This window comes from Curvibacter sp. Hmag1.1 (assembly GCF_059769165.1).
Map to the genome: position 1 here is coordinate 488,824 of NZ_JBMBGX010000002.1, position 12,596 is coordinate 501,419.

8 protein-coding genes and 2 pseudogenes are annotated in these 12,596 nt (G+C 62.5%); 5 read left to right on the plus strand and 5 right to left on the minus strand.

Going from position 1 to position 12,596, the window contains the following annotated elements; all coding sequences use genetic code 11:
- Positions 1-12: 12 nt before the first annotated feature.
- Complete coding sequence (locus ACOAP0_RS02745; RefSeq protein ID WP_498375688.1) at positions 13-966, minus strand: histone deacetylase family protein; 954 nt, start codon at positions 964-966, stop codon at positions 13-15.
- Between the two features lie 40 nt (positions 967-1,006).
- Here ACOAP0_RS02745 and ACOAP0_RS02750 point away from each other — a divergent pair, with 40 nt between their 5' ends.
- The 3 genes and pseudogenes from ACOAP0_RS02750 to ACOAP0_RS02760 all read left to right on the plus strand — a co-directional run bounded on the left by ACOAP0_RS02750 (position 1,007) and on the right by ACOAP0_RS02760 (position 5,028).
- Positions 1,007-1,927 carry an AAA family ATPase gene (locus ACOAP0_RS02750; protein ID WP_313877702.1) on the plus strand — a complete coding sequence of 307 codons (921 nt, stop codon included), beginning with the start codon at positions 1,007-1,009 and terminating at the stop codon, positions 1,925-1,927.
- Positions 1,928-2,027: 100 nt separating this feature from the next.
- Positions 2,028-2,996 (plus strand): DUF58 domain-containing protein, encoded by a 969-nt coding sequence (locus ACOAP0_RS02755; RefSeq protein ID WP_498391306.1) that lies wholly within the window; start codon positions 2,028-2,030, stop codon positions 2,994-2,996.
- 24 nt (positions 2,997-3,020) lie between these two features.
- A pseudogene (locus tag ACOAP0_RS02760) lies at positions 3,021-5,028 on the plus strand (transglutaminase TgpA family protein).
- Between the two features lie 4 nt (positions 5,029-5,032).
- Here the strand turns inward: ACOAP0_RS02760 and ACOAP0_RS02765 are convergent.
- On the minus strand, positions 5,033-6,391 hold the full coding sequence (locus ACOAP0_RS02765) for a DUF945 family protein (protein ID WP_498375686.1): 1,359 nt from the start codon (positions 6,389-6,391) through the stop codon (positions 5,033-5,035).
- A 330-nt stretch (positions 6,392-6,721) separates the two neighbouring features.
- Here ACOAP0_RS02765 and mltB point away from each other — a divergent pair.
- Together mltB and ACOAP0_RS02775 are read left to right on the plus strand one after the other, a co-directional pair.
- A pseudogene (mltB, locus tag ACOAP0_RS02770) lies at positions 6,722-7,671 on the plus strand (lytic murein transglycosylase B).
- 3 nt (positions 7,672-7,674) lie between these two features.
- Positions 7,675-9,084 (plus strand): SPOR domain-containing protein, encoded by a 1,410-nt coding sequence (locus ACOAP0_RS02775; RefSeq protein ID WP_498375685.1) that lies wholly within the window; start codon positions 7,675-7,677, stop codon positions 9,082-9,084.
- A 24-nt stretch (positions 9,085-9,108) separates the two neighbouring features.
- On the opposite strand, the gene ACOAP0_RS02780 is transcribed toward ACOAP0_RS02775, so the two are convergent.
- From ACOAP0_RS02780 to ACOAP0_RS02790, 3 genes are all read right to left on the minus strand, one after another.
- Positions 9,109-9,978, minus strand: coding sequence for an HDOD domain-containing protein (locus ACOAP0_RS02780; protein WP_087494392.1), 870 nt, complete (start codon positions 9,976-9,978; stop codon positions 9,109-9,111).
- A 90-nt stretch (positions 9,979-10,068) separates the two neighbouring features.
- A complete protein-coding gene (locus ACOAP0_RS02785; RefSeq protein WP_087494393.1) occupies positions 10,069-11,025 on the minus strand; it encodes an alpha-E domain-containing protein in 957 nt (318 codons plus the stop codon).
- Positions 11,026-11,043: 18 nt separating this feature from the next.
- A complete protein-coding gene (locus ACOAP0_RS02790; protein ID WP_498391307.1) occupies positions 11,044-12,552 on the minus strand; it encodes a circularly permuted type 2 ATP-grasp protein in 1,509 nt (502 codons plus the stop codon).
- Positions 12,553-12,596 lie beyond the last annotated feature (44 nt).

Sequence of the window (12,596 nt, forward strand, 5' to 3'; positions counted from 1 at the left end):
ACAAAATATCAATTACAAATCTGCCAGCACACGCACATGGGCTTCCACGCTACGCGCCAAGGCGTCGAGGTTATACCCGCCCTCCAGGCAGGAAACGATGCGTCCCTGCGCATGCCGGTCAGCCACGGCCTTGATCTGTCGCGTCATCCACGCATAGTCGTCTTCCAGCAACCCCATCTGGCCGAGGTCGTCATCCCGATGGGCATCGAAACCGGCGCTGACAAAAATCATCTCAGGGCGATACGCCTCGAGGCGCGGCAGCCACTGTTCCTTCACCAAGTCCCGAATGACATCGCCCCGGGTATAGGCAGGCACGGGCACATTCAACAGATTGCTGGCATGCGACTGGGCGCCCCCATAAGGGTAAAAGGGATGCTGGAAAAAACCCAGCATCAATATGCGCTGGTCGCCGGCGACGATGTTTTCTGTGCCATTGCCGTGGTGCACATCAAAGTCCACGATGGCCACGCGCTGCAGACCGTGACGCTCCAGCGCGTAACGCGCAGCCACTGCCACATTGTTGAAAATGCAAAAGCCCATACCTTCGCTTTTGCAGGCATGGTGTCCTGGTGGACGCACCGAGCAAAACGCATTCTCCAATTCCCCCGCTATGACCGCGTCAGTGGCGGCTAATGCGGCGCCTGCCGCGCGCAAAGCCGCATCCCATGTGTGGATATTCATGGAGGTATCGGGGTCCACCTGGGCATGGGTCGGACCACCCGCCGCAACATCGTCCCGCAGGGCATCGGTGAGGCCGCGCACGGAGGCCACATACATGCGGCTGTGGGCCAACTCCAAATCTGCCAGCAGCGCCAGTGGCGGCTCCCGCCGATCCAGCGCATCCAGCACGCCGCCGGCCAATAAGCGGTCGTCGATCGCACTCAAGCGTTCGGGGCATTCCGGATGGCCGCGGCCCATCTCGTGCAAGTGGCAATCGCGGTGCGTAAAGTATCCGGTCTTCTTCACCTGTATCTCGGCTTTTTTGATTTTCGGGTAAGGTCTCTTTATGGACATCCAAGACAAACTCAGATCCCTGCTCAACCAGCTTAACACGGTGATTGTGGGCAAACCCGATCAGATCCGCGACTGCGTGGCCTGCCTCTTGGCCGGTGGTCACCTGCTGATTGACGACGTACCCGGCGTGGGTAAAACGACCTTGGCCCACGCGCTGTCGCGCACCTTCGGCCTGCAGTTTTCGCGGGTGCAGTTCACCTCCGACCTGATGCCCAGCGATCTGACCGGCGTGTCGGTGTACGAGCGCGGCAAAGAAGCTTTTGTATTCCACCCCGGCCCCTTGTTTGCCCAGGTGCTGCTGGCCGATGAAATCAACCGCGCCAGCCCCAAGACCCAAAGTGCCTTGCTCGAAGCCATGGAAGAAAAGCAGGTCACCGTCGAAGGTGAAACCCGCGCCCTGCCCCGCCCTTTCTTCGTCATCGCCACCCAAAACCCACTAGACCAACTCGGCACCTACGCGCTGCCCGAATCCCAGCTGGACCGCTTTCTGATGCGCATCTCCCTGGGCTACCCGGACCGCGCGGCTGAGCGCGCCTTGCTCGCAGGCGAGGACCGTCGCGCCATGGTGGACCACCTGCCCAGCCTGCTGCAAGGTGATGAACTCGATCGCCTGCAACAGGCGGTGCAAGCCGTGCATGCCGCCGACCCGCTGCTGGACTATGTGCAAGACCTGATCACGGCGACCCGCAGCGGCCGCTGGTTCCTGCAAGGCCTGTCGCCCCGCGCCGGTATTGCGTTGCTTCGAGCCGCCAAAGCCCAGGCCCTGATCAGCGGCCGTGACTATGTGGCACCCGACGATGTGCAGGCCGTGCTGCCGCAAACCATTGCGCACCGCCTGATTCCGGTGGGTGACGCGGGGCGTGGTGCCGAAGAGCAGGTGCGGGCGATGTTGCAAGCGGTTCCGTTACCCTGATGGCCCCCCCCCGTAGCGCCAATGGCGCCTCCCCCCCCCAGGGGGGCGCACCCGGTGGACCGGCTCCGCCGGTCCACCGGGTGCCCACTGGTGGAATCCAGTGGCGTTGGTGCGCCAGCTCTTTCAAGCCTGGTGGCAAGCGCGCTTGCCACTCAAGGACAGCACCACCCTCACCCAGCGCAATGTGTACATCCTGCCCACGCGGCCGGGTTTCATGCTGGGTCTCACGCTGCTGGTGCTGCTGGTGGCCAGCATCAACTACCAGCTCAATCTGGGTTATCTGCTGACCTTCATGCTGACCGGGGCGGCCATCATCGGCGTGCATGTGTGCCACGGGACGCTCAGCGGCCTTACTATGCATTTGATAGCGCCTGACGCACATTTCGCGGGCGCCAGCGTGCCATTGGGCATACAACTCAACAACCCGTCCAAACGCAACCGTTACGGCATCGGCCTGGCTGTTCTGGGCAGCGGACACTGGAGCTGGACCGACGTGGGCCCGCAAGGCAGCGCCAAGGTGCAGATCAGCTTTCCCGCCACGTTGCGTGGGCTGCAGCCCCTGCCGGCCCTGACCTCAGAAACCCGCTTTCCGCTGGGTACCTTCCGGGTCTGGACCGTGTGGCGCCCGGCCTCCAAGGTGCTGGTGTACCCCGCGCCGGAGTTGAATCCGCCCCCTCTGCCGCCGGGCGAGCCCCGCAGCAGCGGCGCCCAAACCGCGCAGCGCCACACCACCGGCGAGTTCGATGGCGTGCGCGCCTACCGCCGGGGCGACCCGCTCAAACTCGTGGTCTGGAAGAAGGCCGCCAAGAGCGACGAACTGGTCAGCCGTGACGCCCAACAAGCCCAGCGACTGGAGCTGTGGCTGGACTTGGGCGCTGTGGAAAACCAGCTCCGCAGCCGCGCTGCTAGTGGCGTGCGAGAGCTGGCCCTCTCTCGCCTGTGTGCCTGGGTGCTGCAAGCCGAAACCCGCGGCCTGCGCTACGGTTTGCGTTTGGGCTCGCACGAGTTGGCGCCCGATAGCGGACCGGCCCACCAGAAGAACTGCTTGCAAGCCCTGGCGCTGGCCTGAGCCCACCGAACCCCGACCACCGCCATGCTGCAACGCCTTCAAACCCTGCCCCGTGAAGCCCGTGACACCCTGTTTCTGCTGGGGGTGATTGCCTGGGTCATCCTGCCGCAACTGGACCGTCTGCCTTGGTGGTGCAGTGCAATGGCAGGCGCAGTGCTGCTGTGGCGCGGCGTGCTGGCTTGGGGCAGCCGCCCCCTGCCTTCGCGATGGTGGCTGTTGGCCTTGCTGGCGCTGGCCACGGCCGGCACCTGGTTTAGCTACCGCACCCTGCTCGGGCGGGATGCCGGGGTCACCTTCATCGTGGTGCTGCTGGCACTCAAAACCCTGGAGATGCGGGCAAGGCGCGATGCCTTCGTCATCTTCTTTCTGGGCTTTTTCACGATGCTCAGCAACTTCTTTTTCTCGCAAAGCCTGCTGACTGCGGGGGCCATGGTGATCGCCCTGCTGGGCCTGCTGACGGCGCTGGTCAACAGCCACATGCCGGTCGGCCGCCCGCCCCTGATGCAGGCCGCACGCATGGCGGGGTGGATGGCGCTGGCCGGCGCCCCGATCATGGCGGCACTGTTCATGCTGTTCCCCCGCATCGCTCCGCTATGGGGCTTGCCGGGCGACGCGATGAGCGGGCGCAGCGGCCTATCCGGCCAAATGCAGGTAGGCACGATTGCCAGCCTCGCATTGGACGACAGCATTGCCATGCGCATCAAGTTTGACGGCCCGCCGCCGCCCCAGGATCAAATGTATTTCCGCGGCCCGGTGTTCTCCACCTTTGACGGACGCGAATGGAAACCGCTGCGCTCGGCTTTCCCCTCCCGCGTCCAGCTGCAGCCTGAACTCGCGGTGCGCGGCAACCCCGTGAGCTACCAAGTCACCCTGGCAGCCAACAACCGCCCTTGGCTCATGGTGTTGGATGCCACTCCACAGGCGCCCGAGATCGTGGGCTTCAGCGTGAGCATGGGGCCCGACCTGCAATGGCAAGCCGACCAGCCGATTGCTGATCTGGTGCGCTACCGCGCTACCAGCTACCCTGACTTCCGGCATGGCCCCAGCCGCTTGGCCGTGGGCCTGCAGGATTACGTCGACCTGCCCCCCGGGCTTCAACCCACGTACCTTGCAGCTCGCCGCTGACTTGCGCCGCCAGCCGGAACTGGCAACCGCCGGAGCCCAAACCCTGGTCGATGCCGTGATGAACAAGCTGCGTACCGGAGGCTACGAATACACCCTGGAACCGGGCGTCTATGGCACCCATACGGCCGACGAGTTCTGGTTTGACCGCAAGGCCGGTTTTTGCGAACACATTGCTTCCAGCTTTGTACTGTTGATGCGCGCGCTGGACGTACCTGCCCGTGTCGTCACCGGTTATCAGGGTGGGCAAGTCAACACCGTGGATGGTTTCTGGACCGTACGGCAAAGCGATGCCCACGCCTGGGCTGAAGTCTGGATGGCCGGCCGCGGCTGGGTGCGAGTGGACCCGACATCGGCCGTCTCGCCGGGCCGGGTGGGTATAGGCACCTACACCCGCCTGCAGCCCCAACCCAATGTGTTTACCCAAGCCCTCAACACCGTGAGCCCCGGCTTCTCGGTGAACCTGCGCGCGATCTGGGAAGCCACCAACAACCGTTGGAACCAGTGGGTGCTGAATTACAGCCAGGCCAAGCAAATGGATTTGTTGCGCAACATCGGCTTCAGCGCGCCGGATTGGCAGGACCTGAGCACCGTGCTGATCGGCCTGATCGTCACGGCCAGCCTGGCGGGCGCTGGCTGGAACTGGTGGGAGCGGCAACGCCAGGACCCCTGGCTGCGTTTGCTACAAGGTGCGAGGCAGCGCCTGCGTGCACTGGGCCTGCCGGTTCCGGACGATGGGACGCCACGCGCACTGGCGAACTTGCTTCAGGGTGACGCGCGGGCCACGCCCGAGGCTATCGCTTGGCTCATGCGCTTGGAAGCCTGGCGCTATGCCAAACAGAACGGCAACGCCGCGGATTTGCGCAACTTGCGCGGCGAACTGAACACCCTGCGCTGGCTCCAGGCCTGAGGGCTCAGGAGGCCGGTGCGGCGGGGGGACCCGCAGGCGCTTCTGAAGGCGCCACTGCGGGCAGCTCCTCCTCGGGCAGTGCCAAACTCTCACCCGCCAGAAACGTTTTGATCCAGGCATCCAGCTTCTGGAGACCCAGTTGCACCATGGCGCCATCCAGCGTTTTGCCGCTGACTTTCAGGATGCCGCCGCCGTACTCAAAGCCGGCTTGCACCCCATCAGGTACTTCATTCACGTACCCGGTGGACAAGGCGAATGCCTTTTGCTCAGGCTGCATGAGCTTGCCCTTGATATTGATTTGCCCGCTGCTGGAGAGCTGGCTGGCGAGCAACACTTCGTCGCCCTGCGCGGGGGCCAGGGTCAGCACCAGATTGCCATCCAGACCGCCTTCGTTGCCGCTGCCCTGCAGCTTGGGGATGCCCACACTGAACCCGGCGAGCAGCAGCTTCTTCAGGGCAGTGCGCATTTGCAGCTTCTCGTCGGCCGTCGCGTTTTGCAGGCCGCAACTCTCACTGAACACTTTGCTCAGCGTCTGCACGCTGGCGGTATGCAAGCCTTTGACTTCGGCCTCCAGCACCAGGTCTTTGAGGTTTTGCCCCAGAAACTGCGCACTGCGCACCGACTCGGTAACCCTGGAGTCCAGCCGGTCACCGCGCTCGGTCGTTTCGCTGCTGACGCGAAGGCCTTGCAGGGTCACGTCCGTGGTACTCATGCTTTCAATGTCCAAAGCCGCGCGGCCCGTACCTACCGTCCGGTTTTTCAGATCCAGGGTCAGAGCGATGTGTTTGGCCTCCAGGGCATTGCCATTGCCGCGCATTGCCATGCGTTCAAAGACCCAGTCAAAGCGCAAGGCCGTTTTCCCAAGCTCCATGCGCCCGCCGGAGGGCGTCACCTGCAGAGTTTCGCCGTTGGCCACCATGCCCAGCTCAGGCAGCTGCATCTCGGTACTGAAAGTGCCATCGAAGCCCGCGTGACCGGTTCCCGTGAGCTTGCCCCCGCGCAGCAGTTGTTGCACACCGGTAGCTGCCTCGCCCGCCGGCGCTGCAGACCAGTCAAAGCGCGTCAGGCCCTTCAAGTCCGGCACATGGCGGGCGCGGTATTCCAGATGCACTACGGTCGGCCCCTCGGCGTCTTCGGCACATTGGTTATGCCATTCCAGATCCAGTGCTCCGGAAGAATTCAGCCAACCGGCCTCGTGCGCAAGATTACGGATGCGCAAGTCGCCCTTGGAGTGCTCGAGCGCCAGCTCCTGCAAGCCGGCCGCCAACATGCGCGAGCTGTACCACGGGACCGCCAGAGCGCCTGCAGTGATAACAAGGGCACTGCCCGCCAGGGCAATACGGATTCGGGGCGATAAGCTCATGAGTTAATTTGATTATTTAAAACAAATAATGTGCGTTTTGCACAAATTAAGCAAAATCATACCCGCCATTGCAGCGGGGCTGAAAGACTCGACGCATCTTGTGACTGGCTACACTGCCAGCCATGTGCCCGCACGTGCCTGATAACCGGCACCCACCCTTTGCAAGACTCTGTTGTGTCCCTGAAAAAAACCCTGTTTACTCTCGTTTTGATAGCAGCTTGCGCACATTCCATAGGCGCTACCGGCAAAAAACACGCTAAATCCAAAGCCGCAACCAAGGCCTCAGCGGCATCTACCGAAGGGACACCCTATGGCGACCGGGAAGACGTCATGCGCATGGCAGACGACATCGCCCAGCGCCGCAACTTGGACCCCGCCTGGGTCCGCGCCACCTTGTCCAACGCCCGTATGGTTCCTTCCGTGGTGCGGGCGATCACGCCACCGGCGGTAGGCACCCCGAAAAACTGGGCCCTTTACCGCAGCCGTTTTGTGGAGCCCATCCGCATCAGGGCAGGGGTCAAATTCTGGCTCGCCAACCAGGAAACGCTGGCCCGCGCCGAAGCCCAGACCGGTGTACCGGCCAGCATCATCGTCGGCATCATCGGTGTCGAGACCATTTACGGCCAGCAACTCGGCAACTACCGCGTCATTGACGCATTGACCACCCTGAGTTTTGATTTTCCGGACGCGCACCCGCGCAAGGCTGCACGGGCTGCCTACTTTTTGACCGAACTCGAGGCCTACCTCAGCCTCACCCAACGCACTGGCACCGACCCCATGGCCCTGCGCGGCAGCTACGCCGGCGCCATGGGCTGGCCACAGTTCATGCCCTCGAGTTGGGCCAAGTACGGTATCGACTTTGACGCGGACAGCCGGGTAGACCTGTTCCACAGCCAGGCCGATGTAATCGGCTCAGTGGCCAATTACTTCCAGGCATTCAAGTGGCAACGGGGCATGCCCACCCACTACCCGGTGCAGTTCGACATGGCACGCCTGGACCAGGCGGCCTTGATGGCCCCGGACATCGTGCCGACCTTCAGCCCCCCCCCACCATGCAGGACAAAGGTGTGGTGCTGGATGCCGCAGGCCAGGCGCACCCCGGCTTGCTGGCCCTGATCGAGCTGCAAAACGGGGCCGAGCCCCCGACCTATGTGGCAGGCACCGAGAACTTTTACGTCATTACCCGCTACAACTGGAGCAGCTACTACGCCATGGCGGTCATTGATCTCGGACAGGCCGTGGCCCAAGCGGTACAAGCCCAGACAGGCATGCCAAAATAAGCCATGGCCACCGCCCCCACCACCGCACTGGACAACACGGACGAGCACTCCACCACCGCGCTCTACCGTGCGGCCATCGGTGACATCAGCAACGGCTATTACTTGCCCCGCTTTACGCGGTTCGAGGCGGCAGACCGACCGGGGCTGAGTTGGAACTGGGCTGCTGCGCTCAATACCCTGAACTGGCTGATGTTCCGCCAGCTCTGGCATGCAGCCCTGGTGTACAGCGGCAGCATCGTGGCATTGGCCCTGTTGTTGTTCGGCATCGGCAAGCTGGTGTTCCAGTTTTCGGAAGGCACCCAGTGGGGCCTGCTGGCAGCTTTGGTGGGCTTGGCCTTTGCAGTGCCCGGCTTGGGTGGCAACGCGCTTTACTACCTGGCCACCCGCCAACGGGTGCAAAACGCCCTTACCAAAAATCAGACCGTGCCGGAGGCCTGCGCCCAACTCAGCAAACAGGCCAGTACCCGCAAAGGTTTGATCATCATTGCCGCGTGCAACGTGGCAGTAGCCGCCATCGCTGCCCAGTCGTATGCCATGTTTTCCGGCTTTGAGCCTCTGCCGGCGGGCACGCCCGTGGCGGTAAGTGCAGCGCCTGAAGGGCGCAATGTGGCGAGTGGCCGGGCGGTAGACGCCACGGCGGCGGACAGCGCCAAGACCCCTGCTTCGGCACCTTCGGTGGCGTCATCGGCAGCGGCGCCGGCCAGCTCAACCGCAACTCCTGCAGCCCCTGGGACTAGCGCCGCTGCCATTGCCGCGAAGCCGCCCACCGTAGCAGCTTCTTCACCCGCAGCCAAGCCCGGGCAGACTGCAGCCAGTGCGCCCGCCCCCGCCGCATCGACCCCGGCCAGATTGCCCGCTGCCGCAGCCTCTGCAACAGCCGCAAAAGCCCCGGTATCCGCAGCTGCGCCTGCTGTCGCGAACAAGCCTGCGGCCTCCGCGAGTGCCGTGAATCCATTACGCCCTGCTCCAACCGCCGCAGCATCTGCCCCGGCCCCGACGCCAGCCAAGTCCTCTGGTGAAAAAGCTGCCCCCAAACCACCCGGGCCGGCACCGGTGGCTTTGCGCTCTGCCGCTGCGGAGTCCGCCGCGCGCGAAGTGGCGGCATCCCTGGGACAGTCAGCTCCAGTGGCACCAGCCACACCACGCCCTGCTGTGATCGCGCCTGCAGAAACGCCGGCTGCGGGTCGCTTCGTGGTGAATGTGGGGCTGTTTGGCGATGCCAACAACGCACGCAATGCGCTGGTCAAACTTATGGATGCGGAGCTGCCGGTGGTGAGCAAAGAGATCCGCTTCCCCAAAGGCAACCGCACCCGCGTCCAGGTGGGTCCGTTTGATACTTTGGCTGAGGCCGACGCTGCGGCCGACAAGGTACGCGCTTTGGAGCTGGAAGCCCGCGTCGCCCCCCTGCCCTGAGCTCACAGGCAGAGTCCCGGGATTTCAGAAACCGGCAGGGCCGGTGAACTGCTCATGCAGAGCATCCGACCAGTGCTCGATTTCTTCGTCGCTGACGTGCAGGAAGGCCAGACACTCCGCCCCGTGCAGCTCCCACTCGCGGTTTTCCCGGGACCCTTCATGCAGGGCTACCAGATGTTCCGCGAGCAAGGCCATCGCAACGAGGGTGCGGACCGTGGATGGAATGTTGTCGTCTTTGAGTACCGTGAAGTCGTGGTGCAGTCTCACGGCGTGTGCCACATCGGGAGAGAGGCGCCAAGTCTTGGCGACGATGGCCCCCACCACCGCGTGGTCTGTACGGTGCGCTTCGTTCTCCACCTCGGTTCCGGTTTTCTCCGTCTGTGCCAGGGCATGGGCCAGCGTGGCCTCGTAGCCCTTGATGCCTTGCAGCATCACCGGGATACCCACATTGCAAAACAATCCGCAGGTGTGGGCGATGTCAGCATTCACACCGTACATCTGCCTCGCGATGTAGCCCATGGCATAGGCCCGCCGGGTCGACGTTTCCCAAAAGTGTTCGAGCAAGGGCGACTTGACCCGTATGGTCTCGCGCAACAGAAAGCCCGTCAGGATGGACACCGTCTGCGAAATCCCTAAAAGCGCCACTGCTTCGGCCACAGTGGCGGCCGGGCGGGACCGGGCATAAATGGGGCTATTGGCCACTTTGATGAGCGCTGCCGCCATCGCCACATCGCGCGAAGCAATGCGGGCAATCGTGGCGGGCTCCGGGTCCTCACGGTTCACCTCGACCCGCAAGTCGGACAGCAGCGCCGGGCAGGGCTGGATGACGATGTCCTTCAGGGGCCCTTCGGCCCGCGCTGTCTCAATTTCGCGGTCAATATCGGCTACGCGCATAGGTGCTCCTTGGTCTGAACATTATGCTCAGGACACCCCATAAAAAACGGCCCTCGCGGGCCGTTTTTTCTATGGGTTTGTCCTATTGCTTCAGGTCACTGGAACCAGAAACTCGCGGCTGATATGCGCGCCGAGGTCATTGACCCGGTCCAGGAACTGGGTCAGGTAAGCATGCAGGCCGGTCGCCAGAATTTCGTCGATGCGGCCGTATTGCAACTCAGAGCGCAGCTTGCCGGCTCGACGCAAGGTTTCGCTCGCCGGGTTGCTGGCCACGAGGGCAAGGTTACCCACCACTTCATTCAGGCTGGCGTGCAAGGAGCGGGGCATATCGGATTTGAGAATCAGCAACTCCGCCACGCGCTCAGGCTTGATGACATCGCGGTACACCTTGCGGTAGATCTCAAACGCCGACACGCTGCGCAAGATGGCGCTCCAGTGGTAGAAGTCGTACTCTTGGTCCTTCTCGCTGGCAGCACCGAAAAAATCACTTTGCACGGCATGGAACTTCACATCGACCAAACGCGCGGTGTTGTCGGCCCGCTCCAGGAAGGTGCCCAATCGCATGAAATGCAGGGACTCGTCCATCAGCATGGTGCCCACCGTGACGCCGCGAGAGAGGTGGGAGCGGAACTTCACCCACTCAAAAAACTGCGAAGGGTCTTTTTCAAAGTCTCCGCTCTTGATCATGCGTTTGACTTCGAGCCAGGTGGTGTTTTGCGTTTCCCACACCTCGGTGGTCAGCGCTCCGCGCACCGCACGGGCGTTCTCGCGCGCAGCGCTCAGGCAAGACATGATGGAAGACGGATTGCTCTCGTCCTTGACCATGAAGTCCATCACTTCGCGGGCCTGAATTTCGCCATGCCGCTCTTTGTAGGAGTAGAGCAATTCACTGATGGACAGCAAGCCTTGCCAACCCATCTGGGCCACGGCTTGTGATTGGGGCAGCAGCGATGTCTGGTAGTTCACATCCAGCATGCGCGCAGTGTTTTCGGCCCGCTCGGTATAGCGGGACATCCAGAAAAGGTGGTCAGCGGTGCGTGACAACATAGAAAGGTTTCCTCGTCCTTAGGCTGACTGTGTTTGCGTCTGTGTAGCGGCTGCAGTGGCTGCAGGCACGTCTTCTTCCAGAATCCAGGTGTCTTTGGTGCCGCCACCCTGGCTGCTGTTGACGACCAGCGAGCCTTCTTTCAGCGCTACGCGGGTCAGGCCACCGGGCACCATTTGCACGGTCTTGCCCGAAAGCACATAGGGGCGCAAATCGATGTGGCGCGGTGCGATGCCGCTCTCCACAAATGTGGGGCAGCTCGACAGACTGAGTGTGGGCTGGGCGATATAGCCTGCGGGGTTAGCCAGCACGGCCTTGCGGAAGTCTTCAATCTCGGCCTTGGTGGCAGCAGGCCCCACCAACATGCCGTAGCCACCGGCACCGTGCACTTCTTTCACCACCAGGTCTTTCAGGTTGGCCAAGGTGTAAGCAAGATCATCCTTGTTGCGGCACATGTAGGTGGGCACGTTGTTCAGGATGGGTTTCTCACCGAGGTAAAACTCGATCATCTTGGGAACGTAGGGGTAAATGGACTTGTCGTCCGCAATGCCGGTACCCACCGCGTTGCAGATGGTCACATTGCCAGCGCGGTAGGCATTGATGAGGCCGGCGCAACCCAGCGTAGAGCTGGGGCGGAACACAGTGGGGTCCAGGAAGTCGTCATCCACACGGCGGTAGATCACATCCACACGGCGTGGGCCGCGGGTCGTGCGCATGTAGACAAAGTTGTCTTTGACAAAGAGGTCCTGCCCCTCGACCAGCTCCACACCCATCTGCTGGGCCAGGAAGGCGTGCTCAAAGTAGGCGCTGTTGTACATGCCGGGGGTGAGCACCACCACGGTGGGTTCAGCGGTGGTGGCCGGGCTGCTCTGTCGAAGGGTCTCCAGCAGCAAGTCGGGGTAATGGGCCACAGGCGCCACGCGGTGCGCGCTGAACAGGTCGGGGAACAACCGCATCATCATCTTGCGGTCTTCCAGCATATAGCTCACGCCGCTGGGTACGCGCAGGTTGTCTTCGAGCACGTAGTACTCGCCGTTGCCCTTGGCGTCCGGCGCACGCACGATGTCGATGCCGGAAATGTGAGAGTAAATCTGGTGCGGCACATCCACACCCACCATCTCGGGGCGGAACTGGGCGTTACCCTCAATCTGGTCACGCGGCACGACGCCTGCCTTCAGAATTTCCTGGTCGTGGTAGATGTCGTGGATGAAGCGGTTAAGCGCATTGACACGCTGCACCAAGCCTTTTTCCATGCTGGACCACTCGTGGGCCGGAATGATGCGGGGAATGAGGTCAAACGGGATCAGGCGCTCGGTGCCGGAGCCGTCCTCGTCTTTTTCGCCGTAGACGGCGAAGGTAATGCCCACACGGCGGAAGATCATCTCCGCTTCTTCACGGCGTTTGGCCATCATGTCGCCGGGCTGGCGAGCGAGCCATTCGTCGTAAATCTTGTAGTGGTCTCTTATCTGGCTGCCCTTGCTGAAAAATTCATAAGGGAGCTGGGTGTACATCTCGTCGAATTTCTGCATGTAAAAGACCTCTCTGATTACCTCTTATGCAAACTTCGGGCCAC

Coding starts and splice junctions, on each gene's coding strand:
- ACOAP0_RS02790 (WP_498391307.1), bottom strand. CDS start 12,552: ATGCAGAAATTCGACGAGATGTACACCCAGCTCCCTTATGAATTTTTC.
- ACOAP0_RS02765 (WP_498375686.1), bottom strand. CDS start 6,391: ATGAGCTTATCGCCCCGAATCCGTATTGCCCTGGCGGGCAGTGCCCTT.
- ACOAP0_RS02775 (WP_498375685.1), top strand. CDS start 7,675: ATGGCCACCGCCCCCACCACCGCACTGGACAACACGGACGAGCACTCC.
- ACOAP0_RS02785 (WP_087494393.1), bottom strand. CDS start 11,025: ATGTTGTCACGCACCGCTGACCACCTTTTCTGGATGTCCCGCTATACC.
- ACOAP0_RS02750 (WP_313877702.1), top strand. CDS start 1,007: ATGGACATCCAAGACAAACTCAGATCCCTGCTCAACCAGCTTAACACG.
- ACOAP0_RS02780 (WP_087494392.1), bottom strand. CDS start 9,978: ATGCGCGTAGCCGATATTGACCGCGAAATTGAGACAGCGCGGGCCGAA.